The sequence below is a fragment of the Azospirillum largimobile genome (genome assembly GCF_977007025.2).
This window is the reverse complement of the sequence record NZ_CDRMUA020000006.1, coordinates 158507-182424: the sequence shown is the minus strand read 5'-3', so window position 1 is coordinate 182424 and position 23918 is coordinate 158507. Positions and strand designations below refer to the sequence as shown.

Genomic DNA, 23918 nt, shown 5'->3' with positions numbered 1-23918 from the left:
GCGGATGTGGGCGGAGACTTGTCCACACCGTCAAGGATCTTCCGAAACGGTTGAACCTTCATTAACGCCGGCGGGTCATAGATTGTCGGAAGGATCAGGGCAGCTCGACGAAGCTGGGCGGTTCCGGCAGGATCGGGCGGCGCCGCCGGGCACCGCGCAGGTGGATTGCGACCTCGGCGATCTGCTCCTCCACCGAGATGTGGCGCTGGGAGGCGACCTCCAGCCCGCGGTCCTCGTAGACGTAGGCGTCTGGATGCGCGTCGGCCCAGCGCCGGATGGAGGTGTCCCGCTCGCGCAGCAGGCCGACGATGGTCGGGCGGAACAGCCGCATCATCGCGGTGATCCAGCGGTTGGCCGGCCAGGACGGTCGGGCATGGTCGACCTCGAAGGCGTCGAGCATGGCGATCACGTCGTCGGCCCCGTACCAGGTCTCCCCCGTCACCCAGCGGTTGGTGGTGAACAGGCGCACCGGCTGGCCGGCGACGTCCATGGCGATGCCGATCAGGTGCGACAGCGCGTCGTTGTCGTTCTCCGGCGGCTGGAAATCGGGCAACGGCGCCGGCCTCAGGCCGGATGGCATGCCGTGGGGCCGCAGGAAGGTGTGGAAATGCCCATGCTCCCCGTTGGGCCGCTCGCCTTCGGGGTGGCAGTGGTAATAATACTGGGCGTGGAATTCGGCGTCGTAGACGTCGCCCGGCGGATAGTGCTTCCACTCGTACAGCGTGCCGTGGCCGCGCAGAAGCTCGCCCACCACCGTGTCGCCGGTCTTGGCCAGGACGCGCTGGCACAGGCGCACCTCGCGCCCCGCCTCGGCCATCGCCTCCAACTCTTCCCGGGACACGTCCGACAAATCCGTCATCGCCCGATCCTGCGCTGCGCGAACACCCCCATTACGTACGCGGCTATGCGGACGTGGCAAGGTCTTTTCCGCTGCGGCACTTGGCGTTGCAGCCGGGCCTGCGCTTGGCCGGTCAGCTGCCGGAGGGGCGGAAGCGCTGCGACAGCGACCAAGTGACCAAGTCGCCGGTGACGCGGCCCAGCGCCTCGTCGAAGGCGGCGACGATGTCGGTGAAGGACCGGCCGCGCACCGGGGCCGACGCCTCGAAGGTCTCGCCCGCCTCAATGGTCCGGCGCGGCATGGCGACCAGCTTCGCGGACAGGCGCACATGCACCCGGTCCGGCAGGGCGGCCCCCGGCGTGGCATATTCCGCCTGGAAGTCGCGCAGCTCCGACTTCAGCACATAGTCGGAGCGCAAGCCCACCGTGTCGCGCCCGACCGAGACGATCCGCCCGCTGTCCTCGAAGGTCTGGACGATCAGCCCCTGCACCATGTTGGGCGCCCGGTCGGCCCAGGACACGTCGGCGAAGTAATCCAGCGAGGTCGGCGTGCGGGCGAGCGCGATGCGCGGCGTGTCGATCCCGGCGGCGGCGGCCGGCGTCTCCACCAGCAGCTGCCAGTCGGCCTTGGGACCGGGGCCGATGCTGGCGGGCGGGGTCAGGGTGTAGAGCTGCGGCGCCGTCGGGTTCAGCGTGGAGCAGGCGGCAAGCCCCAGCAGCAGGACGGCCCCCGCCACCGCGCACAGCGCCGGCCGCGCTGCCCCTTTGCCCGTCCCCTTCCGCAAGATCGCCGCTCCCGTCATTTTCCACGCACCTCCACACCCTGCCGCGTCCCGCCGAAGAGGAAGTTCGACGGGTCGTTCTCGATCCGCGTGATCACCCGCGACAGCTGCCCGGACAGGTCGCGCAGCTGGGAGATCAGCAGCGTCAAATCATACAGCCCGGTGGCGGTAAAGTCGCGCACCGGCTCGCGATTTTCGGCCATCAGGCCATTCAGCGTGTCGGAGGTGCGCTTCAGCGAGCGCATCAGCTCGCGCGTTTCCCCCGTCAGTTGCTTGGCGCTGCCGTCCACCGTCGCCAGCGTTTCCCGCGCCTGGGCCAGCGTGCGGTCCAGCTGCGGACCGACCGTCTCGAAGCCGTTCAGCGTCTGCCGCGCCTGGGCCATCGTCTCCTCCAGGCCGGAGCCGGCCCGGGCAAGCTCGCCGCTGAGGATGCGCGCGTTGTCCAGGATTTCGCCGATGGCCTTCTGGTTCTCGCCGTTCAGCAGCTCGCCCAGCCTGGTGATGACCTCCAGAGCGCGGTTGACCAGCTGCGGCGCGCTGTCCACCACCGCGGTCAGCGAGCTTGGCCGCGACGGGATGGTCAGCACCCCGTCGGAATCGGTGGCGGTCAGATGCTTGCCCCCCACCGTCCCGCCGGAAATCTGGACATAGGCGCCGCCGGTGATGCCCTGCACCTCCAGCGAAGCGATGGAATCGGACATGATCGGCGTGCCGTTCTGCACCTGGACCGTCACCCGCACCCGCGTCACGTTGTCGGGGTCGAGCTGGATGTCCGACACCGTGCCCACCGGCACACCGCGGTAGCGCACCGGGCTTCCCTGCTGCAGGCCGGTGACCGAGCCGGTGAAGTAGATGCGGTAGGTCTCTCGCGATTCGTCCAGCTGGACCTTGGCGATCCAGGCGGTGAAGACCAGCAGGCCGGCGACCAGCGCCAGCACGAAGCTGCCGACGAGGATGTAGCTGGCGCGGGTTTCCATGAGGTGTCCCTACCCTTTCGCAAGCTGTCGAGCTTGATTGCGTTCCTTGGCGTCGAGCGCCGCGCGTCCGCGCGGTCCGTGGAAGTAGTCGCGGATCCAGGGATGCGGATCGGCCAGATGCTGGGCCAATGTCCCGACCCTGATTTTCTTGTCGACCAGAACCGCGATGCGGTCGCAGATGGAGGTCAGGCTGTCCAGATCGTGGGTGACCATGAAAACCGTCAGCCCCAGGCTGCGCTGCAGACCCTGGATCAGCGTGTCGAAGGCGGCGGCGCCGATGGGGTCGAGGCCGGCGGTCGGCTCGTCCAGGAACAGGATGTCGGGGTCGAGCGCCAGCGCGCGGGCCAGACCGGCGCGCTTGATCATGCCGCCCGACAGCTGGGCCGGATGCTTGGTCCCGGCATCGGGCGGCAGGCCGGCCATCGCAATCTTCACTCGCGCCACCTCGGCGATCAGTGCCGGCGGCAGATCGGTGTGCTCCTTCAGCGGCAGCATCACATTCTCCGCCACCGTCATGGAGCTGAACAGCGCGCCGTTCTGGAACAGCACGCCGGTGCGGGCCTGCAGTGCCGTGCGCTCCGTCCGGTCGAGGTCGGCGGTGTCGTGGCCCAGCAGTTCGATCCGGCCGGCCGACGGCGCGATCAGGCCGAGGATTTCCTTCAGCAGCACCGACTTGCCGGTACCGGACCCGCCGACGACGCCCAGCACCTCCCCCCGCTCCACGTCGAGGTCGAGCCCGTCATGGACGGTCTGCGGGCCGAAGCGGGTGACCAGCCCCCGCACCCGGATGACGGGGGGCGCGCCCATCACACCCCCAGCATCGAGAAGACGACGGAGAACACCGCGTCGATGACGATCACCAGGAAGATCCCCTCCACCACCGCCTTGGTGGTCATGATGCCGACGCTTTCGGCGCTGCCGGAGACCTTCAGCCCCTCGTAACAGCCGACCATGGCGATCACCAGGGCGAAGACCGGCGCCTTGATCAGCCCGGCGATCACGGTGTTGATGCCGACGGCGCTGTGAAGCTGGCGGATGAACTGCCCGAAGGTGATGTCCAGCGTGGCGTAGGCCATCACCGCCCCGCCGAACAGCCCCATCACGTCGGCGTAGAAGGCCAGCAGCGGCAGCGAGATCATCAGCGCCAGCGCCCGCGGCACCACCAGCAGTTCGATCGGGTCGAGGCCCATGGTGCCGATGGCGTCGACCTCCTGGTTCACCTTCATGGTGCCGATCTGTGCGGTGAAGGCGGAGCCGGAGCGGCCGGCGACGATGATCGCCGTCATCAGGATGCCGATCTCGCGCAGGACGGAGATGCCCAGCAGGTTGACCACATACAACTCCGCCCCGAAGCGCTTCAGCTGGTCCGCCCCCTGGAAGGCCAGCACCACGCCGATCAGGAAGGACAGCAGCCCCAGGATCGGCAGCGCGTTCAGCCCGGTCTGCTCGATATGGAACAGGACGGAGGTCAGGCGCAGGCGCGACGGGCGCAGGATCAGCCGGCCGAAGGTGACGGTAACCAGGCCGAGGAAGCCGACGAGGTCCAGCATCTCCTTGCCGGCGTTCACCGTCGTCTGCCCGGTGCGGACGACCATGTCCAGGATGGGGTGGTGGTCGCGCTCGATCGCATGGGGCGGCGCCTTGCCGGCATCGCGCACCGCGCCGAACAGGGCGGCATGCTCCGGCCGCAGCCCGACAACCTCCACCGCATGCCCGTCCGCCCCCAACCGGTCGGCCAGCCGGTTCAGCAGATAGGCGCCGACGGTGTCGAGAGCTTCCACCCGCGACAGGTCGAGCCGCACTGCGGCACCGCCCTGCGGCTTCTGCGCCCGGTCCAGCGCGTCCGACGCGGACCCGGCCGCGTGCAGGGTCCAGCGCCCGGCGGCACTGATCCGCCAGCCGCCGTCCTCCGGCCCGGCATCGATCCGGGCCGTCTCCGCCGCCGCTCCGTCCTTCGCCAATGTTACAGCCACAGGCTCCGCCGCACGCATCCGCACTCCGCCCGGTGCATTTGGCCGACCGGTGTTTGTGGAACGTGGCGGAGCACCGCCGAATGGTCAACCCCATGCGGCATAGCCGCGCAGCACGGCGGCTATGCCCCGTGCCGGCCACCGCGGCCAATCGCGTCTTTCCGCGCAGGCAGGCAGCCGCTAGAGTGCCGGGCGGCGGACCCGGCTTTTCATGCCGGCACCAGACCCTTTACGGACAAGATTTCCGATGAACCTGAAAGACCACATCCGCGGCATTCCGGACTTCCCGAAGCCCGGCATCCTGTTCTACGACGTCTCGCCGCTGCTGGCGAACGGCGCCGCCTGGAAGGCCGCCATCGACGAGCTGGCCGAGGCCGTGCGCCCGCACAAGCCGGACCTTCTGGTCGGAATCGAGTCGCGCGGCTTCCTGGTCGCCGCCCCGCTGGCTTTGGCGCTGGGCATCGGGTTCATCATGGTGCGCAAGCACGGCAAGCTGCCGGGCGACAAGATCGCCCATTCCTACAACCTGGAATACGGCACCGACACCATCGAGGTGCAGGCGGACGCGGTGAAGCCCGGCCAGCGCGTGGTGGTGCTGGACGACCTGCTGGCGACCGGCGGCACCATGGTCGCCGCCATCAACCTGCTCCGTCAGGTCGGCGCCGACGTCCGTGCCGCCGCCTTCCTGGTGGAACTCACCTTCCTCAATGGCCGGGACCGCATCGACGTGCCCAGCGTCTCGCTGATGGCATACGATGAGTGAGACCCGCTCCTGAGGTCAGCGGCGGGCGCGCCAGCCGTCGATGCTGAAACGCCCGGCCCCCGCCGCGGCCAGTGCCAGGAAGCCGCCGATGATGGCGAGGTTCTTCATGAACTGCGTCTGCTGCATCTTCATCGCCTCCGGCGGGACGTCCCAATAGCGGTGGGCGATCAGGGTCGCGGCGACGGTGAAGGCCGCGACCAGCAGCGCCGCCAGCCGGGTCCAGGCCCCAAGAACGATGGCCAGCCCGCCGAACGCCTCCACCAGCGCACCGATGGGTGCGAGAATCATGGCCATCGGCACGCCCTGGCTCTCCATCCCGGCGATGAAGCCGCCGAGCGCCATCAGCTTGCCGAAGCCGCTCTGCACGAAAATGGCGCCCAGCAGGACGCGGGCGCCCAGAAGCAGCGCGTCCTGTCCGGCGGTGGCGGTTCCCGCGCCGGTGGCGAAGCCGCCCGGCGTCGTCGCATGGTTGGTCATCGCACTGGTCCCTTATCCCGGTTTCACTTGGAACAGGTGACGATGGCGGAAAGCCCGTTATTCCGCCGACGGCTGAAAGAATGGCCTCAGGCGGTCTTCCACAGCGTGATGATCATGACGCCGGCCACGGTCAGGGCGGCGCCGGCCAGTTGCAGCCAGCCCATCGGCTCCGCCAGCACCAGATAGCCGAAGACGGCGGCGGCCACCGGACCGATGGCGCCGCTCAACGCCACCAGATTGGGGCCGACCCGCCGCAGCGCCTCCGCCGTCATCAGCACCGGCAGCACGGTGCAGACCACCGCCATCACCGCCGACAGCCAGTAGACCTGCAGCGGCAGGTCGAGCGCCGACAGGGGCCGCAGCACAGCGAATTGCAGGATGCAGCACAGGCAGGCCGCGGTCATCGCATAGGCGGTGAAGCGCATGGAGCCGATCCGCTGCACCACCCGGCTGCTGCCCACGAGATAGACCGAATAGAGGAAGGCCCCCATGAATACCAGCCCGGCCCCGGCCATGAAGTTGGGATGGCCGGTCCCGACCTCCGACCAAACCACCAGCGCGACGCCGGCATAGGAGACGACCAGCGCCACCACCTCGCGCAGTCCGATCCGCTTGCCGAGGAACATGGCGGACAGCAGGACGACGATGGTGGGGTAGAGGAACAGCAGCAGCCGCCCCATCCCGGCCGAAACGTAGCGCAACCCCAGGAAATCGCAGAAGCTGGCGGCGTAATAGCCGGTGACGCCGAGCCCGATGGTCAGGGCGAGGTCGCGCCCGGAAACCGGTGCGCGCTCTCCCTTCTTGGCCCCCGACCACAGCGCCATGCCGAGGAAGAAGGGCAGCGCGAAGACCATGCGCAGCATGATCAGCGTCACCGGATCGACATTGTAGCGGTAGGCCAGCTTGATGATGACCGGCCGCAGGGAGAAGGCCACCACCCCTGCCACGGCAAGCCCGAGCCCGGCCAGCAGTTGGACCGGCGGCAGGACGGACGCCGCGGCGGCGCCATCGGACGGCAGGCTGGCCTGGGATGCGCTGGTTTGGGACAAGGTGTGGATCCGGCGACGGGAGAGGGAACGCCATTCAAGCATCCCCGCGCCCGTTTGGCTCGCCCCAAGGCGGCGGACGGCCATGCCCTCCGCCCCACCCTGGATTGCACAATCCGCGACGCTGATGGTAAAGCGTCTGGACCTTCAGGCGGCAGGCGTCGCGGTGACGGCGGTGCCGCTCATCGGGGCGAGGCCGGTGAAGGCGATCCGCGCCTGCTGGCCGATGGCGATTGAATGGACGCCGGTCAAGGCGCCGGTGGACACCCACTGCCCCGCCTTCAGCGGCCGCCCGAGCCGGACCGCCATGCTCAGCGCCACCGCGACCGCGGCCGCGATGCCGCCCGGCAGCTTGGCGGCGCTGCCGACGCCGACGCTCTGCCCGTCGATCAACACCTCGGCCCGCAGGGCATCGGCGCCTTCGAGCCCGCCGACGATCTCCTCGCCGACGATCAGGCCGTTGTTGTTGCCGAAGACGGCGGTCGAGGCAGTCGGCCCCAGTTCGTTGACCGGGGACAGCGGGCCACCCGCCACCTCGACGGCGGCATGGACGGCGGCGATGAAGGCCGCGGCCTCCGCCGGGCTGTAGTCCAGCTTGTCGGCGGGTGCGTCGGCGGCGATGCGCACCGCGAACTCCGCCTCCACCGCGCCGAAGCCGCCGGGAATCACCGGAAAGCTCAGCGCTCCGCCATCGGCGGTCGCCACCGTTCCGGCGAAGATCGGGCCGATATAGCGCATGGCGCCCAGCGCCTCCTCCAACGCCGGGGGCACCCGCGCCACCTTCCAGCCGGCGACCTCGTCGGGCCAGGCCGCGGTCGCCGTCGCCTGGATGGCGTAGGCGGTGGCGAGATCGGCCGGCAACGGGCCGGGAAACTCGTCGAGCCCGGTCGCGCTGCGGCGGGCGGCGACGAAGCGGGCGGCGGCCTCGGCGATCACCGGGTCGGCCAGGGTCGGGGCGCTCAGCCCGATGGGGTGCGTGACGGTCATGACGGGAACTCTCCGCTGGGGGGCGTCGCGACTGTAGCGGCCCCGGCCGGTCCGGGAAAGTGCGCCGCACAAACACCGTTCCCGAAAGGCGGGGTGGACGGACCATCCGCTTGGGGCGACACTGATTGCGTCCTTGCCGCGGGAGAGGCCATGCGCTCCGACACCGACGCCGCAACCAGCCAGCTGTTCCGCCGTATCGAGGCGCGGCGCGACGATCTGGTCGCCCTGACCCAGGCCTTGATCCGCGTGCCCACCGTCAACCCGCCCGGCGACGTCTACACCGACTGTGCCGAGCTGATCGGCCGGCGGCTGGCGGCGCGCGGCTTCACGGTGGAGTATGTGCGGGCGGAGGGCGCGGCCGGCGACAGCGACCGCTATCCCCGCACCAACGTCGTCGCCCGCATCGAAGCGCCGCGGCCGGGCCCTTGCGTCCACTTCAACGGCCATATCGACGTGGTGCCGGCCGGCCAGGGCTGGACCGTCGATCCCTTCGGCGGGGTGGTGAAGGACGGGCGGGTCTATGGCCGCGGCGCCTGCGACATGAAGGGCGGCATCGCCGCCTCGATCATCGCGGTCGAATCGCTGCTGGAGGAAGGGCTGCTGACCGCCGGCGCGCTGGAGATCTCCGGCACGGTGGACGAGGAATCGGGCGGCTACGGCGGCGTCGGCCATCTGGCGAAGCTCGGCTATTTCTCGCGGCCCAGGGTCGACCACGTCATCATTCCGGAGCCGCTGAACGTCGACCGCGTCTGCATCGGCCATCGCGGCGTCTGGTGGGCGGAGATCGAGACCAAGGGCCGCGTCGCCCACGGCTCCATGCCTTTCCTCGGCAACTGCGCGGTGCGCCACATGGGCGCCGTGCTGCACCGGATCGAGACGGAGTTGATCCCCCGCCTCGCCGCCAAGCGTACCGACATGCCGGTGGTGCCGGAAGGTGCGCGCCAGTCCACCATCAACATCAACGCCATCCACGGCGGCCAGCGCGAGGACCATGACGGCCTGCCCAGCCCGATGGTGCCCGACCGCTGCCGCATGGTGATCGACCGCCGTTACCTGATCGAGGAGGATCCCGAGGCGGTCCGCGGCGAGATCGTCGCCATCCTGGAGGATCTGCGCCGCAGCCGCCCCGGATTCGAGTACGAGCTGCGCGAGGTGCTGGCCTTCCTGCCGACGATGACCGACGCCGATGCCCCCGTGGTGCGGGCGGTCGCCGCCGCCATCGAAACCGTTCTCGGCCGCCCGGCGCAGCATGTCGTCTCCCCCGGCACCTACGACCAGAAGCACGTCGTGCGCGTCGGCCAGTTGAAGGACTGCATCGCCTATGGCCCCGGCATCCTCGACCTCGCCCACCAGCCCGACGAATGGGTCAGCATCGACGACATGGTGCACTCGGCCCAGGTGATGGCGCTGGCGACACTGGGGCTGATGAAGAGCGACGACGGGTTGCGCTTCTGAACGCGTGCCCGCCTGCGGTCAGGGACGTGACATCGGGCATCGATCCGCCTGCCGAGCGGCGAATGGAACGGAATGGAACATCCTGCGACCGATGTTCCACACATCGGCGATGGGATTGAACAACCTCGCCAGGTTCTCGATCATATTTGCGACCAAGGCCTGCATCGCAATATTTATATCGTATCCGTCTTTTGCTTTACCAATATCCTGAAACCGTTCCGGGTCGGTCGAATCAGAAGCGCACTGCTGACGCCCTCTTCTCCGCCCGCCTCCGATTCAATGCAGGTCATTTAATCGCCTGCCTCACAGATCCAGCGTCGCTCCACGAACGTATTCAAAACGTCTGCCATGGAAGCACCGCGCGACCGGGTTGCTCCATCTGTATTAGTACGTTTTTCCTATCAGTCGGTTGGATCATGCGGATACTGTGGAGAGAACTCGAATATTAATTCCCAGAGATTGAAAATCTAACAAAACCGGAAATTCCGAAATTGATATCTTAGGCTTTCCCAACAGTCCGTTCGATTTTATTTGAAATCCACCAACATCAGCTCGGGAAATCAGGCGAGGAAACCTTGACCAGCAACACTCTGATCGACCTGACCATTCTGATCGTCGAAGACGAGCCTTTGATCGCGATGAGCTTGGAAGATGTGCTGAGCGACCAGGGTGCCATCTGCCTTGGCCCCGTTGGGTCGATCGACAGCGCTCTGGACCTCATCGCAGCAAATCGCTTCGACATAGCGTTGCTCGACATCAACCTGCGAGGCCAGAAGATCGATCCAGTTGCGGACCGTCTGGCTGCCGCGGGCATTCCATTCATTTTCACCACCGGACACGGCGAGGATGGGCTGCCGAAGTCGCACCGCCACCGCCCGGTGATCGCGAAACCCTATAGCGATACGGCCGTGATCGAGACGCTGTTGCAGTGCCGACCCCAAGGCGACCCGACTTCGGCGGACTTCCCAGGATGACGGGTGTTTGCTCAGCGCTCCCGTCGCATCGTGGCCGCCGTCACTCCACCGCCACCGCATGGGCAGCGCCCTGCCTGCCCAGCAGCCGCTCAACCTCGTCGGCCGGGACGGGGCGGCTGAACAGGAAGCCCTGGTAGCTTTCGCAGGCAAGGTCGCGCAGAAGCTGCAGCTGTTCCTGCGTCTCCACCCCCTCGGCGATGACGGACAGGCCCAGGCTGCGGCCCAGCCCGACGATGGCGCGCGGGACGGAGGCGTCGCTGGCGCCGGTCGACAGGTCGTGGATGAAGGAACGGTCGATCTTCAGCTTGTCGATCGGCAGCCGGTGCAGGTAGCTGAGGCTGGAATAGCCGGTGCCGAAATCGTCCAGCGCGATCAGAACGCCGCGCTGCTTCAATGCCCCCAGCGTCGCCGCCGCCGACTCCACGTCGTCGATCAGGGTGCTTTCCGTCACCTCGATCTCCAGTTCCGGCCCGCTCAGGCCGTTGGCGTCCAGCGCGCGGGCCACCTTGGCCGGCAGCTGTCCATCGCGGAACTGGGCGCCGGAAACGTTGACCGCCACCGGGATCGACAGGTCGAGCCGCGAGCGCCAGCGCCGGATCTGGGCACAGGCCTCGAACAGCACCCAGTCGCCCATCGCCAGCACCAGCCCGGTCTCCTCCGCCACCGGCAGGAAGCGGCCGGGCAGGATCAGCCCCTCCTCCGGGTGGCGCCAGCGGATCAGCGCCTCCAGCCCGACGATCCGGCCGGTCAGGGTATCGACCTGCGGCTGATAGACCAGGAACAGCTGCCCCTCGCGGATGGCGTCGCGCAGGCTTCCCTCCAAATCCATGCGCTCGCGCGACCTGGCGCCCATCTCCTTGGTGACGAAGCGGAAGCCGTTCCGGCCATTTTCCTTGGCGTGGTACATGGCGATGTCGGCGCAGCGGATCAGCCCTTCCGGGTCGTCGGCGTCGTCGGGATACAGGCTGATGCCGATGCTGGGCGTCACCACGAAATTCTGGCCGCCGACGGTGAAGGGGCTGGCCAGATGCGCCACCACCTTCTCCGCCACGCGCGCCGCATCCTCCGGTTCGATCACCCGGCGCAGCACGATCAGGAACTCGTCGCCGCCCAGCCGGCCGACCGTGTCGGATTCGCGCAATCCCGACTGCAGCCGCCGCGCCACCGACCGCAGCACCTCGTCGCCGAAGCTGTGGCCCAGGCTGTCGTTGATCACCTTGAAGCGGTCGAGGTCGATGAACAGCACCGCCACCTTGCTGCCCTCGCGCCGCGCCTCGCGCAGGGCCTGGGAGATGCGGTCGAACAGCAGGACGCGGTTGGGCAGGCCGGTCAGCGCATCGAAATGCGCCAGATACTGGATGTGCTGTTCCGCCCGGCGCTTCTCGCCGATGTCCTCGGCGAAGGCCAGGACGAATTTCAGCTCTTCCGTCAGGGTGACGGGCTGGAAATGCAGGCTGAAATGGCTGCGCCGCCCGCCCAGCACCAGCGGCTGGTCGGACTCCAGCTTGCCGCTTTCCCCCTGCAGCGCCGCTTCCAGCGCGAAGACGGATGCCTGGTCGCCGAAGCGCAGCCGCAAGTCGGCGCCCAACAGTTCCTCCCGCACCAGCCCCGCGGCCGCGGCGAAGGCCGGGTTGCAGTCGGTCAGGAGGCCATTCGTGCCGACCAGCGCAATCCCCAGCGGCGCCTGGGTGAACAGCTGCTGCCGTTCCGCTTCCTGCAGGCGGAGCGAGGCCGTCATCTCCCCCGCCAGTTCAACCGCACGGGAATGGGTCGCCAGCATCATGCGCAGGACCAGCGACAGCGCGATGCTCAGCGCGATCCCGCCGGCCAGCAGCGCCCCCGGCACCCATTCATGGGCGGTCAGCACGCCATCGGGCAGGCTGTCGTAGCGCACGGTCCAGACCCGGCCGCCCACCGGCAGTTCCCGCATCAGGCTGATGGCGGCCGTGGTTTCCAGCGGACGCCGGCTGCGGTAGAGCGGGAATTCCGCCTCGGCCGGCGGCACGTCGTAGATCTCGATGCCGGTGTCCGGCCGCTTTTCGTCGACCAGCCCCTCCACCAGCGGACCGATCCGCACCGGGACCAGAACCACGCCGGTGAAGGAGGCCTGCCGCGCTTCCAGCGACGGCGGCAGCGGATCGCCGCGATAGGTCGCCTGATAAAGGATGAAGGCAGGCTTCGCCCCCGCCGCCTCGTCGATCTTCAGCGTGATCGCGCGGGTGGCGGCCGGCTCGCCGCCGTCGCGCGCCCGCTCGATGGTGGAGCGCCGCGTCGCTTCCGACATCATGTCGAAGCCGATCGCCCGCACATTCGCCTCGTCGACCGGGGCGGTGAAGATGTTGACCACCCGCTCCGCCCCCGCGCTCTCGGGCCAGATGCGGAAATTCGTCAGGCCGGCCGCCCGCATCGCCGCCACCAGTTCGCCGGAACGGGTCGCCGGAACGGCGCGGGCATAGGCGACGGAAATGATGCCGGGATAGCGCCGCGGCATGTCCAGCGCTTCGACGAAGCGGTTCCACTGCGTCCAATGCAGGTCGGGGAAGGTCATCACCAGCGACGCGGCGCTGCGGGCGACCTGCTGGTAGACCTGCAGCCGGTCGGCCAGCTGGCCGTGAATCTCCTCGGCCCGCGCGGCGAAGCGGTGCTCCTCCTCGCGGGTCAGCAGGCGGTCGGACTGGAGCATCGCCAGCACGGACAGGCCGCAGCCGGCAATCAATGCCAGAACGGGTATGACGGCCGGCAATGGCAGATTGCGCAGGAAGCGCCGGAAGGAGGGTTCCGGGCGGGAGGCCGGCGGGCGGTCCGCAGGTTGATCGACTGCGGGATCGGCTGCCGGTTCCGCCATCAGAACTCCTCTAGGATCTTGGGGCTGGTCAGCAGCAGCGTTTCGATCATGCCCAGGATCTGCTCGATCTTGGTGCGGGTCGCGTCGAGTTCGTCGGCGGTCTTGTCGTCGATGCCCGCTTCCATCAGCATCGTGTCGAAGGTGTGCAGGGTCTCGTTGAAGGCCTTCTGCTCCGCCACCAGCACGTCGAAGGCACCCAGCGAGGAGGTCAGCGCCAGCGGCGGATCGCTGACGAAGGAATGGCTGATGTCGGTGAAGATGGCGATGGCGCTCAGCTTCTGCCGGAGAACCCATTGCGGGAAATTCGGCGGCAGCTCCTTCCCGGCGGCCTCCAGCCTTTCCTGGATCGAGAAGATCAGCCCCTGGATGTCCAGATAGGCCGCGCGGATCTCGCGGAAGCGCGGAAAGGTCTTCGGCTTTCCCGCGGCGCGCAGCCGGCCCAGGGCGGCGATGTCTTCCGTCAGCTTCCGGGACATCCGAAGCACGACGTCCGTCACCTTCGACATCACACCCCTCCGCTCAACGGCCCGCCCTCGCGCATCCTTGCCGGGCCGCCCTTGCTCGCCCCGCCTATGGCGGCCAGCCTACACCAGAACCTGCCCCGATCGTTAGTGTTACCCGCCGGTCGGAAGCCGCCTTCAGAACCCGACCGCGGCGGCCGGCGTCGGGGCGTTCCCCAGCCCGGCCTTGTCGAGCGTGTCGAGCAGGTCGATGACGTCCTTGGACGCCCGCTCCACCTCCGCCACCTCGGCGAGGGCGCGGTCGATGTCGCCGGCCAGGAAGGCGCGGGCGGCGGCCTTGCCGTGGTCGTGGACCAGCCGGTGCGGGGTTTCCAGCCGGACGAAGGCGGAATGGGCGCGATAGGCCATCGAGGACGGGCCGTAGTACCATTTGCCCAGCCGGCAGGCCTCGTGGCTCGCCAGTTCATCCGGACGCAGGGTTTCCAGCCCGACCAGCATGTCGGCCAGCCGCTTCTTCCAGATGACGTGGTCGACCTTGGCGATCTTCACGATCTTGCCGGGGATGTCCTGCTCCATCAGCTGGGTCAACTGGTTGCCCAGCAGCGTCTCCACGCCGCGCGTCGCCTGGACGCTGCGCAGGATGGCGGCGCTGTTGGTCGCGCTGCTTTCGGCGATGCGTGCGGTTCCGGAAGCCACCTGGTTGGCGGCGGCGGACTGCTGGGTCAGGATGCTGGCGATGTCGGACATGCGCTGTTCGGTGCGGCCGATATGGTCGCCGATGTCGGCCATGCGCTCGCTGACTTCGCGGATCGCCTGCTGGCCGGCGGCGACGGCGCGGGTGCCATCCTCCATCGACGCGACGATGGCGCCCATTTCCGCCTTCAGCGCGTCGATGCGCAGGCGGATGTCCTCGGTCGCGCGGGCGGTCTGGTTGGACAGGTTCTTCACCTCGCTCGCCACCACGGCGAAGCCCTTGCCGGCCTCCCCCGCCCGCGCCGCCTCGATGGTCGCGTTCAGGGCCAGAAGGTTGGTCTGCTTGGCGATCGCCTCGATGGTGGAGACGATCTCCGCGATGCGTTCGGAGGCGACCGACAGCTCCCCGACCCGCGTCGCCGCCCCGTCCACCGCGGTGGCGATCTGTTCCATGCGGGCGACCGCCTGCTGAACGGTGTGGCCGCCGTCGGCGGTCACCGACCGCGCCTCCCCGGCAAGCGCCGCGACGTCGCGGCTGCGCGCCCAGATCTCCTGGATGCCGGTCACCGTCTCCTCGGTCGCGGCGGCGATGCCCTGGGACTCGTGATCGACCGCGCGCAACTGGCCCACCATCTGGGCGTTGGCGACTGCCGATTCGTTGATGGCCATCGCCACGTCGATGGTGCGGTCCATCAGCGCCGCGGCGAAGTCGCCCAGCGGCCGCCCGCATCCGGCACCACCGGCGGTTCCGGCCGTCGACAGGCCGTAGCCTGCCAGGGTCCGGTCCATGTCGAAGGACACCGCGCGGGCAACCGCCGCCACCGCCCGCCGCGCCGTGGCCGGGCGCCAGCGAAGCGCGCCCTGCACCAGGGCCAGCAGGTCGCTCAGCACAACGCCATAGGCGCCGATGTACCAGGACGGCTCCAGCCCGATGCGCAGATGCGCCTCCCCGGCAGCTCGGCAGCGGGCCTCGTGCGCCGGCGAACCGGCATCCTGGAACATCAGGCGCCAGTGATCGGCCTGCTGCCGCTTCAGCCGGGTGAGGTCGCCATGGGCGTCCAGCAGCTTGCGGGTCTCCGGCCATCGCGAGAGGTGGGCGTAGAAGCGCTCGGACAGGTCGGGCAGGCTGCGGTCGATCAGCCGCCCCATGCTCGCCAGCAGTCCGCGTTCCTCCGCCTCAAGTCCGAAGAAGCCCGCGTCCGCCCCAAGTCCCCGCCCATCAGCCGCCATGTCGCCCATCCACACCATTGATGCGGCATACGCACAATCAGCGCGAAGCCGCGATGCATCCGGCGACAGTTATATGACAATTATCGTAAATCGCAACCCAAGGCCGGCCTTAATGGATCAAAGGATCGGCAATGGGCTGCGCATAATGGTCGCACCTGCCTTCTCATCAGGCATCTATGCCACACCGGACCGTCTACAGAGGCCGCGTTCCGGGAGCCATCATTTGTCTGCGAATGATTGAATGGCTTCTGCGATCAGGCCGCTGAGGGACAAAGCGTTCGACGGATGCGGCACGCCATCGCAGGACAGCGGGTGGCCGAGCCCTTCCGCCGCGAAGCGTGCGGCGACGGTGTCGTTGAACAGGGCATGGACGCCGTACACCCGGACCGTGTCGGCCCCCAGCACACGCGCGGCCCGCGCGCAGGAGAAGATCGTCTCGCCTGAGCTGATGACATCGTCGACGATCACCACCGGGCGGCCATGGATCGGCGCATCGGGCGGCAGCGCCACCGTCACGTCGCGGTCGCCGCGTCGTTCCTTGCGCCCGACCACGCCGGTCAGGCCGAGCGGGCCGGCCACCGCCTCCACCAACGGGGCGGACTCCTCGTCGGGGCCGACGATCACCGTGCCGGGCACCACGCCGGCGGCGCGCAGGTGGTCGGCAATGGGCGCCGCCCCGCTCAGCGCGATGGAGGGGCGGCCGACGAACACCTCGTCCAGCGTGTTGGTGCGGTGCAGGTGCGGCTCGACGCAGACGAACCGGTCGAAGCAGCGGCCGAGCCACTCCCCGACCACCGTCTGGCTGACCGGCTCGCCCGGCCTGAAGATGGCGTCCTGGCGCATGTAGGCCATGTAGGGCGCCACCAGACAGAGGTCGGTCGCCCCCTGGCGCCGCAGCACGGAGGAGGCGAGCGTCAGTTCCACCAGCTTGTCGTTCGGGCGGTCGAGCGAGCGGTAGACGATGGCGCGCTCGACCGGCTCGGGCAGGCGGACGAGGCTCTCGCCGTCGGGAAAGCGGTGCAACTCGGCGATGTGGCAGGGAATGTCCAGTGCCTGGGCCAGCCGGCGCGCCGCGTCCGCCGACTCCGGAAACCCGTAGACGGCCGTGTAGTTGCCCGTATCGCGGGGCATGCCCCTTCTCCCTCTACCACCTTGGATGCCGGCAAGCTTGGCGCAGGCGGCATGGCCGGGTCAATGATGGCAAAAGGCGGACGCTCCGGCTTCGGCGTCCTGTCTTGTCGGCCTATGCCTTGGCGGTTTCGTCCTCTTCGCTTTGTTTGCCGTCCTCCGCCGCGTCCGCTTCGGAGGCGGCGGGATCGACATGGATGCTCTCGGCCTTGCGCGCCAGCCATTGGAAAGCACCAAGCCCGACCACCAGCAGCGTGACCACCCCCAGCAGCATCACCGGATAGACGATGGCGGAGATCTCGCTGGTGCGCGCTTCGAACACCAGGACAAGGCCCTCCAGGCTGGCGGCGATGATGATGGTGGTCAGGAACTTGGTCAGGGTGCGGCGGGCCTCGTCGGCGCGGCGCAGTTCGCGTTCGCGGACGATCTCCTCCTCGTAGAGGTATTTGGCGATCTCGAAGACGGCGATGGCCAGCACGATCATCCCGACCCCTTCCAGCATCGCCGAGGTCAGCGCGTGACTGTCCAGCGCCACCATCCCCTCCACGACGGTCAGGGCCGACAGGCCGATGAACAGCAGGGCGAACAGGCTGAGCGTCACCGCCGCCAGCAGATACATGCCGCGCGCCGCCGTTTGGAACATTACCTTTTCCTTCCCGATCCGAACTGGTCCTTGGCAGTGACAACGCGCGGGACGCCCGGTCCGCCCGGCCGGCACCATCGGAGTCGTCGACGCTGCCGGGGAACCTCTTTAGAGTGCGGCCACTCCGCCGCCCGCAGTCCGGTTTTCCGCACCATGACCTTGCCGCCCTCCCCCGTTCCCACCCACGACCCCGTCATGGCCAGCGCCGCCTATTGCGACGGCCGGCGCATCGCCGACGTGCCGATCGCGGAGGCGGGATCCTGGGCCGCGAAGGACGGGCATTTCGTCTGGATCGGCCTGTGGGAACCGGACGAGGCGCTGCTGATGGAGGTGAAGCGCCAGTTCGGCCTGCACGAGCTGGCGGTGGAGGACGCGCTGCACGCCCACCAGCGCCCGAAGGTGGAGGTCTATGGCGACAGCCTGTTCATGGTCCTGCGCACCGCCCGGCTGGAACAGGGGGAACTGGTGCTGGGCGAAACCCATGTCTTCGCCGGGCGCGGCTATGTCGTCACCGTGCGGCACGGTGCATCGACCAGCTATTCGCCGGTGCGCGTGCGGGCCGAAAGCGCGCCGCATCTGCTGAAGCATGGCGAGGACTTCGTCGTCTACACCGTGATGGACTATGTGGTGGACTGCTATGCTCCCGTCCTCGACCAGATGGCGGCGATGGTGGAGGAGCTGGACGCCCAGCTGATCGCCCGTCCGCCCGGAACGGCGGAGATCGAGCGCATCCACCAGCTGCGCCGCGACCTGGAGCGGATGCGCCGCAACGCCTCGCCCCTGCTGGAGGTCTGTTCGCGGCTGGAGCGCTTCGACCTGCCGATGATCGACCCGGCGATCCGCCCCTATTACCGCGACGTGCAGGACCATGTCATCCGCGTCAACGAACAGATCGGATCGATGCGCGAGGTGCTGTCCTTCGCCTTCGAAACCAGTATGATCCTGGCTGCCGCACGGCAGAACGACGTGACGCGCAAGCTGGCCGCCTGGGCCGCCATCCTCGCCGTGCCGACGGCCATCGCCGGCCTCTACGGCATGAACTTCGAGCATATGCCGGAGCTTCACTGGCGGTACGGCTACCCGGCGGTGCTCGCCGTGATCGCCGCCGTCTGCGCCGGCCTGTATATCCGTTTCCGGCGGACGGGTTGGCTTTGACGCTGCCGCGGCGGGGAACTTCCCGGCCAAGCTGCCCTTTAGGGATATTCGGACCATGAGCGACGCAAAGAACACGCTGCACGCCCTGCTGGACGCCTATCTGCGCTGCCCGGTGGATGCGGCGCGGAGCGAACTGGAGCAGGCGCTCCGCAGCTACCAGACCGACTGGATCCGCGCCCATGCCGGGGCCGACGCCCCACCTCTGCCGGCAGCCGTTCCCGCTTCGGCGGCGAAACCGCTGACGCCCAAGCCGCGCTTCCCCATCGCGTCGGCCGATCTCGAAGTGCTGAAGCGCCTTGCCGACGGCTGGCCCGGCACCACCGCCGAGGTGGCGCGCTGGGCGTGGTTCGAGAATCGGGAACTGGTGGCGCTGGAGACCAATCCGGCCGGCGAGGGACCGGAGATGCTGCGCCTGACCCCGCTGGGCTGGGCCGCCATCGGCCGCCTGCCGCCGGACTGAGCCGGCGGCCCCCGGTCGGTTCACCAGTCAGTTCACAGATCAATTCACCTGGGGCAGCGAGAAGATCTGGCCGGGATAGATCAGGTCCGGGTCGCGGATCTGCTCGCGGTTGGCGGTGTAGATGGTGGTGTAGAGCATGCCGTCGCCATAGGTGCGGCGGGCCAGCCGCCACAGGCTGTTGCCGGGCTGCACGACGATGCTGCGTCCGTCGGTGGCCCCGGTAGGCATGGCGGAAACCTGGACCGGCAGTTCGGCCCGCGCCACCACCTTGCCGGACTGGGTGACCTGATCGGCGCGCAGGGTGTAGACGCCGGGATCGATCAGCTTTTCCGGAATCAGGCGCCAGCCGCCCTTGGGATCGGTGTGGGCGCTGCCGACCAGGATGTTGTTGAGATAGAGCTGCACCGCGCTGTTGGGCGCCGCCCGCCCGCCCAGCGCCACGCGGCCGGCGGGATCATAGTCCATCGTCTCCACCGACACGCCGCCCGGCGGCGGCGGCGCCCCGTTGGCCGGGACCGGCGGAGCCTGCAGAACCGAACTGCCGCCCATGGATGCCGGCGCGCCGGACAGCCCGTCGCGCGGAACCGCCACGGCCACCGCCGTTCCTTGCGACACCGAGTCGGTCGCGGTGCCCTGGGTCGCAGTGATCTGTTCGGCCGTGGGCTTGGCCGCCGGTTCGGGCACCATCACCACGACCACCTTGTCGGCCGGCACCGGCGTGTCGGTCCCGGGACGGGCCTCCGTCAGGTTCAGTTCGCGCGTGCCGGGGGCCAGCGGCTTGTCAGGCAGCATCACCCATTCGCCGCGCTGGTCGGCCTTGGCGGTAGCGACCGGGGTGCCGCCGTCGGTGACCGTCACCTGCGATCCCGGCGCCGCGCGGCCGGCCATCACCGTCGCCCCGTCGGGCGCCACCCGCACCACGTCGAAGCTGGGCGCCGCGGGTGCTGCGGGAGCCGGTGCCGCCGCAGCTTTCGCGGGCGCCGCCGGCTGGCTCGTCGCCGGCAAGGCGGCGGGAGCCGACACCGCCGGGACCGGTGCCTGCACAGGACCCCCGGCCGGCCACAGGGCAACCGCCGACGCCCCACCCGTCAGGGCCACGCCCAAAGCTGCGAACAACGCGTTTCGTTTCACTGAGCACCCATCCGGCGGCCCGCCACCACGGCAGGATGAGCAATTATAGCAGAAGGACAGGTGCCAAAAGAATGGCGCCGTTGGAGCATTTCCATCGGCCAATCGGCATCGATTGCCCCATAAGATCACGATTCGGCCGGGAATCGGGTGGAGTCACTCCTTCGCCGGGACCGTCTTCAGATAGGCGGCGATGGCGGCGCGGTCCTCGGCCGTCAGTTTGGAGGTGCTGTTGCGCACGACCTCCCCCATCGCGCCGCCGACGACGTCGCCCTCCGGGGTCAGTCCGGTCTCCAGCAGCAGTGTCAGATCGCCGTCGGACCAGTCGCCGATCCCCTTGCCCTGGACGCCGGTGATTCCCGGCACCTTGTCGCCGTCCGGGCCGTCCGGGTTGCCGGCCAGATAGCGGTCGGCGTCCATGCCGCCCATCAGGGTGCGCGGGCTGTGGCATTCGCCGCAATGGCCGAGCGCGTCGACCAGATAGCGCCCGCGGTTCCAGGCGGGCGGCCTTGCCGGATCGTCGGGCACCGGGCCGGGGGTCAGGTACATCCACTGCCAGACCGGCAGCAGGAAGCGCCAGGAGAAGGGCGGCGTCAGGTCGTGCGGCTTGTTCGGGGCGGCGACCGCCGGCCGGCTGAACAGGTAGGCCTTCAGGTCCAGCAGGTCGCGGTCGGTCATCCGCGTGTAGCTGGCATAAGGAAAGGCGGGGAACAGCGCGGCGCCATCTGGCCGCACGCCCTCGCGGAAGGCGCGGATGAAGTCGGCATCGCTCCAGCGGCCGATGCCGGTCTCCGGATCCGGCGTGATGTTGGGGGTGTGGAAGGTGCCGAAGGGGGTCGCCAGCGCCCGCCCGCCGGCCAGCGGCGCACCGCCCTCCTTCTCGTTGCTGTGGCAGCCGAGGCAGCCCGCGGCATGGAAGATGTAGGCGCCCCGGGTCACCGAATCGCCGGTGGCCGCATCGCCCGCCGACGTCCCGTCCGCGGCCAGCGCACCGCCGCCCGCGACGGCGAGCGGCAACAGAATCGCGGCGGCGGTCGGGATGCGCCGCATCGGTCAGTTCTTCTTGACGCGGAAGTCCTCGTGGCAGCTTCCGCAGGCCTTGGAGGTCGCGCCCAGCGCCTGGGCGATCTGGGTGCGGTCACCGCTCTTCACCGCGGCGTCCAGCTTCTCGGCCACCGGCTGCAGGCCGCTCCAGTAGCGCTGCGCCTCGGCCCAGTTCTTCCACAGCTCCGGCTTGGCGGCGCTGTCGGTCACGCCCACCGCGGTGCCTTCGGGGAAGATCACCTTCGGGTCGATCTTCGAGACCGCCAGCACGGCCTCCGCCCCCTTGGCCGCATCCTCCAGGGTGGCGCCCTCGTTCTTCACATACTTGCCGACGGCGCCCATCCCGCCGCCGAGCTTCTTCATCGTCTGCTGCCGGTCCTTCACCTGCTCGGCCGGATCGGCGGCGCCGGCCTTGCCCGCCGACATGCCGAACAGCGCGAACATCAGACCGGCGACGGATGCTGCCGCAAGGACATTGACGACGCGGTTGCTCATGTGGTCCCTCCCGATGATGCCCTGGCTTAACGGTGCTTGTGCCGCTGTTGACGCGCCGCCCTCTCCCGATATTCCATGGCTTTCACCGGATTGTTTACGCCCCGCCCCTGGTGGGCGGTGGTGGCGAGAAAGGTTGACCCGCGATGAAGAGCCTGTCGTCCGTCTGCGTCTATTGCGGTGCATCCAGCCGCGTCGCCGATGTCTACAAGGAAGCCGCCCATGCGCTGGGCGACGGGCTGGCCCGCCGCGGCATCCGCATGGTCTATGGCGGCGGCCGGGTCGGGCTGATGGGCATCGCCGCCGACGCCGCGATCGCCGCCGGCGGCGAGGTGGTCGGCATCATCCCCGAACACATCCAGTCGGCGGAGATCGAGCACACCGGCCTGACCGAACTGCATGTCGTCGACAGCATGCACACCCGCAAGCGCATGATGGTGGAGCGCGCCGACGCGTTCGTCATCCTGCCGGGCGGACTCGGCACGCTGGACGAGGCCTTCGAGATCCTGACCTGGAAGCAGCTTCAACTGCACGACAAGCCGATCGTCATCGCCGATGTCGACGGCTACTGGCGTCCGCTGCTCGGCCTGATCGACCACATGGTCGCCCAGGGCTTCGCCCGCATCGACCGCTCCGCCCTCTACAGCGTCGCCGACCACATCGACGCCGTGTTCGAGGCGCTGGAGGTGATGCCGGATGCGGCCCATCCGGCCCAGCCTAAGAAGTTCTGAGGCCGGCTCGCCCCTTCCCCCGGTTATCCCCAAACTTCTCAGCCTGTGGATAACTTCTGTACACAGCTTTTGTGGAGGGTTCCCCACCCTTCGCAGAGCGTTCCCGTTCTGTTTCTGCTATTGTGTCCTTCATGAGCAACCAGACCTCATCGCTGTTCGATCCCCGCCCCTCCGCCGCGGTCAAGCCGACGGCCGAGTACCGCACGCCCCCCAACAACGAGGAGGCGGAGCAGGCGCTGCTGGGCGCGATCCTGGTCAACAACAAGGCCTACGAGAAGGTCGGCGAGTTCCTGCGGCCGGAGCATTTCTACGATCCGGCCCACCAGCGCATCTTCGCCGCCATCACCAAGATGATCGACCGCGGCCAGATCGCGAACCCGGTCACCCTGAAGTCCCTGTTCGACAACGATCCCGAACTGGCGGTGGAAGGCGGCAGCGCCTATCTGGCGGAACTGGCGGCCAACGTCGTCACCGTGGTCAACGCCGGCGATTACGGCAAGACCATCCACGACCTGTTCATCCGCCGGCAGCTGATCGAGGTCGGCACCGACATGGTGAACGAGGCGTACCGCCACGACCTCGACATCACGGCGCTCGACCAGATCGGCGAGGCGGAAAAGCAGCTGTTCGATCTCGCCTCGACGGGCGATGTCCAGGGCGGCTTCGTGGCGTTCGGCGAGTCGGTCAAGCACGCCATCACGACGGCGGAAGCGGCCTTCCGCCGCTCCAGCCACGTCACCGGCGTCACCACCGGCCTGATCGACATCGACCGCAAGCTGGGCGGCCTGCATCCGTCGGACCTGATCATCCTCGCCGGGCGTCCGTCCATGGGCAAGACGGCGCTGGCCACCAACATTGCCTTCAACGCCGCCAAGGCGCACATGCGCTCATCCGGCCAGGAAGGCGGCGTGGTCGGCTTCTTCTCGCTGGAAATGTCGGCGGAACAGCTGGCAACCCGTATCCTCGCCGACGAGGTGCAGGTGCCCGGCGACAAGATCCGCCGCGGCGAGATCCGCGACACCGATTTCCCGAAATTCGTCCAGGCCAGCCAGGATCTGGCCCGCTGCCCCTTCTATGTCGACGACACGCCGGCCCTGTCGGTCGCCGCGGTGCGCACCCGCTGCCGCCGGCTGAAGCGTACTTCCGGCCTCAGCATGGTGGTGGTCGACTATCTCCAGCTTCTGCGCGGCTCGTCGTCGCGCGGGTCGGAGAACCGGGTGCAGGAAATCTCGGAAATCACCCGCGGCCTGAAGGCCATCGCCAAGGAGCTGGACGTGCCGGTGGTGGCGCTGTCGCAGCTGAGCCGCGCGGTGGAGCTTCGCGAGGACAAGCGCCCGCAGCTGGCCGACCTTCGCGAATCGGGCTCGATCGAGCAGGACGCCGACGTCGTCATGTTCGTCTTCCGCGAACAGTATTACCTTGAGCGCGCCGAGCCTTCGCGCCGGCCCGACGAGAGCGACGACAAGTTCAACGACCGCTATCAGCGCTGGCAGCAGCGCCTGGGCGAGGTGCACAACACCGCCGAGGTGATCATCGCCAAGCAGCGTCACGGTCCGATCGGCACCGTCCGCCTCTACTTCGACGGCCAGTTCACCAAGTTCGGCGATCTCGACCAGCACCACCAGACCGACGAGTGACCA

23 protein-coding genes are annotated in these 23918 nt (G+C 68.6%); 7 read left to right on the top strand and 16 right to left on the bottom strand.

The genetic code is table 11. The features are described from left to right. Positions 1–94: 94 nt before the first annotated feature. The 5 genes from ACWPKK_RS28145 to ACWPKK_RS28125 all read right to left on the bottom strand — a co-directional run bounded on the left by ACWPKK_RS28145 (position 95) and on the right by ACWPKK_RS28125 (position 4587). Entirely contained in the window at positions 95–859 is a 765-nt protein-coding gene (locus tag ACWPKK_RS28145) for a DUF6969 family protein (RefSeq protein WP_452011094.1), read from the bottom strand. Positions 860–971: 112 nt separating this feature from the next. Then, positions 972–1622 carry an ABC-type transport auxiliary lipoprotein family protein gene (locus tag ACWPKK_RS28140; protein ID WP_452011091.1) on the bottom strand — a complete coding sequence of 217 codons (651 nt, stop codon included), beginning with the start codon at positions 1620–1622 and terminating at the stop codon, positions 972–974. A gap of 14 nt (positions 1623–1636) precedes the next feature. Next, positions 1637–2596 (bottom strand): MlaD family protein, encoded by a 960-nt coding sequence (locus tag ACWPKK_RS28135; protein ID WP_452011089.1) that lies wholly within the window; start codon positions 2594–2596, stop codon positions 1637–1639. 9 nt (positions 2597–2605) lie between these two features. Then, positions 2606–3403 carry an ABC transporter ATP-binding protein gene (locus ACWPKK_RS28130; RefSeq protein ID WP_452011086.1) on the bottom strand — a complete coding sequence of 266 codons (798 nt, stop codon included), beginning with the start codon at positions 3401–3403 and terminating at the stop codon, positions 2606–2608. Continuing rightward, positions 3403–4587: an ABC transporter permease gene (locus ACWPKK_RS28125; protein WP_452011084.1), complete on the bottom strand. Its 1185-nt coding sequence runs from the start codon at positions 4585–4587 to the stop codon at positions 3403–3405. The genes ACWPKK_RS28130 and ACWPKK_RS28125 overlap by 1 nt, the downstream gene beginning before the upstream one ends. A 226-nt stretch (positions 4588–4813) precedes the next feature. Here ACWPKK_RS28125 and ACWPKK_RS28120 point away from each other — a divergent pair, with 226 nt between their 5' ends. Next, on the top strand, positions 4814–5329 hold the full coding sequence (locus tag ACWPKK_RS28120) for an adenine phosphoribosyltransferase (RefSeq protein WP_324869812.1): 516 nt from the start codon (positions 4814–4816) through the stop codon (positions 5327–5329). Positions 5330–5344: 15 nt separating this feature from the next. Here the strand turns inward: ACWPKK_RS28120 and ACWPKK_RS28115 are convergent, their stop codons facing one another. The 3 genes from ACWPKK_RS28115 to ACWPKK_RS28105 all read right to left on the bottom strand — a co-directional run bounded on the left by ACWPKK_RS28115 (position 5345) and on the right by ACWPKK_RS28105 (position 7839). Next, positions 5345–5806: a DoxX family protein gene (locus ACWPKK_RS28115; RefSeq protein WP_452011081.1), complete on the bottom strand. Its 462-nt coding sequence runs from the start codon at positions 5804–5806 to the stop codon at positions 5345–5347. 86 nt (positions 5807–5892) lie between these two features. Continuing rightward, on the bottom strand, positions 5893–6855 hold the full coding sequence (locus ACWPKK_RS28110) for a DMT family transporter (RefSeq protein WP_452011079.1): 963 nt from the start codon (positions 6853–6855) through the stop codon (positions 5893–5895). A gap of 144 nt (positions 6856–6999) precedes the next feature. Next, complete coding sequence (locus tag ACWPKK_RS28105) at positions 7000–7839, bottom strand: 2-keto-4-pentenoate hydratase (RefSeq protein ID WP_452011076.1); 840 nt, start codon at positions 7837–7839, stop codon at positions 7000–7002. A 150-nt stretch (positions 7840–7989) separates the two neighbouring features. Here ACWPKK_RS28105 and ACWPKK_RS28100 point away from each other — a divergent pair, with 150 nt between their 5' ends. Continuing rightward, positions 7990–9294 (top strand): acetylornithine deacetylase/succinyl-diaminopimelate desuccinylase family protein, encoded by a 1305-nt coding sequence (locus ACWPKK_RS28100; protein ID WP_452011074.1) that lies wholly within the window; start codon positions 7990–7992, stop codon positions 9292–9294. Positions 9295–9869: 575 nt separating this feature from the next. Then, positions 9870–10268, top strand: a complete 399-nt coding sequence (locus ACWPKK_RS28095) for a response regulator (RefSeq protein WP_452011072.1) — start codon at positions 9870–9872, stop codon at positions 10266–10268. A 40-nt stretch (positions 10269–10308) separates the two neighbouring features. On the opposite strand, the gene ACWPKK_RS28090 is transcribed toward ACWPKK_RS28095, so the two are convergent. The 5 genes from ACWPKK_RS28090 to ACWPKK_RS28070 form a co-directional block, all read right to left on the bottom strand. Beyond that, a complete protein-coding gene (locus ACWPKK_RS28090; protein ID WP_452011070.1) occupies positions 10309–13113 on the bottom strand; it encodes a bifunctional diguanylate cyclase/phosphodiesterase in 2805 nt (934 codons plus the stop codon). After that, positions 13113–13619, bottom strand: coding sequence for a hypothetical protein (locus ACWPKK_RS28085; protein WP_324869820.1), 507 nt, complete (start codon positions 13617–13619; stop codon positions 13113–13115). Before ACWPKK_RS28085 ends, ACWPKK_RS28090 begins: the two co-directional genes overlap by 1 nt. A 132-nt stretch (positions 13620–13751) precedes the next feature. Continuing rightward, positions 13752–15497 (bottom strand): methyl-accepting chemotaxis protein, encoded by a 1746-nt coding sequence (locus ACWPKK_RS28080; RefSeq protein WP_452011067.1) that lies wholly within the window; start codon positions 15495–15497, stop codon positions 13752–13754. Positions 15498–15716: 219 nt separating this feature from the next. Next, entirely contained in the window at positions 15717–16628 is a 912-nt protein-coding gene (locus tag ACWPKK_RS28075) for a ribose-phosphate diphosphokinase (protein ID WP_452011065.1), read from the bottom strand. A 112-nt stretch (positions 16629–16740) separates the two neighbouring features. Next, complete coding sequence (locus tag ACWPKK_RS28070; protein WP_452011063.1) at positions 16741–17268, bottom strand: hypothetical protein; 528 nt, start codon at positions 17266–17268, stop codon at positions 16741–16743. Positions 17269–17421: 153 nt separating this feature from the next. On the opposite strand from ACWPKK_RS28070, the gene corA reads away from it, so the two are divergent. Then, positions 17422–18423: a magnesium/cobalt transporter CorA gene (gene corA, locus ACWPKK_RS28065; RefSeq protein WP_452011061.1), complete on the top strand. Its 1002-nt coding sequence runs from the start codon at positions 17422–17424 to the stop codon at positions 18421–18423. Positions 18424–18478: 55 nt separating this feature from the next. Then, positions 18479–18883 carry a hypothetical protein gene (locus ACWPKK_RS28060; protein WP_324869825.1) on the top strand — a complete coding sequence of 135 codons (405 nt, stop codon included), beginning with the start codon at positions 18479–18481 and terminating at the stop codon, positions 18881–18883. A gap of 39 nt (positions 18884–18922) precedes the next feature. Here the strand turns inward: ACWPKK_RS28060 and ACWPKK_RS28055 are convergent, their stop codons facing one another. From ACWPKK_RS28055 to ACWPKK_RS28045, 3 genes are all read right to left on the bottom strand, one after another. Further along, positions 18923–19927, bottom strand: a complete 1005-nt coding sequence (locus ACWPKK_RS28055) for a LysM peptidoglycan-binding domain-containing protein (RefSeq protein ID WP_452011057.1) — start codon at positions 19925–19927, stop codon at positions 18923–18925. Positions 19928–20167: 240 nt separating this feature from the next. Continuing rightward, on the bottom strand, positions 20168–21061 hold the full coding sequence (locus ACWPKK_RS28050) for a c-type cytochrome (protein WP_452011055.1): 894 nt from the start codon (positions 21059–21061) through the stop codon (positions 20168–20170). Between the two features lie 3 nt (positions 21062–21064). Beyond that, positions 21065–21550, bottom strand: a complete 486-nt coding sequence (locus ACWPKK_RS28045; protein ID WP_324869828.1) for a c-type cytochrome — start codon at positions 21548–21550, stop codon at positions 21065–21067. 143 nt (positions 21551–21693) lie between these two features. On the opposite strand from ACWPKK_RS28045, the gene ACWPKK_RS28040 reads away from it, so the two are divergent. Then, positions 21694–22278, top strand: coding sequence for an LOG family protein (locus ACWPKK_RS28040; RefSeq protein ID WP_452011053.1), 585 nt, complete (start codon positions 21694–21696; stop codon positions 22276–22278). Between the two features lie 131 nt (positions 22279–22409). Next, positions 22410–23915, top strand: coding sequence for a replicative DNA helicase (locus tag ACWPKK_RS28035; protein WP_149222595.1), 1506 nt, complete (start codon positions 22410–22412; stop codon positions 23913–23915). Positions 23916–23918: the final 3 nt, after the last annotated feature.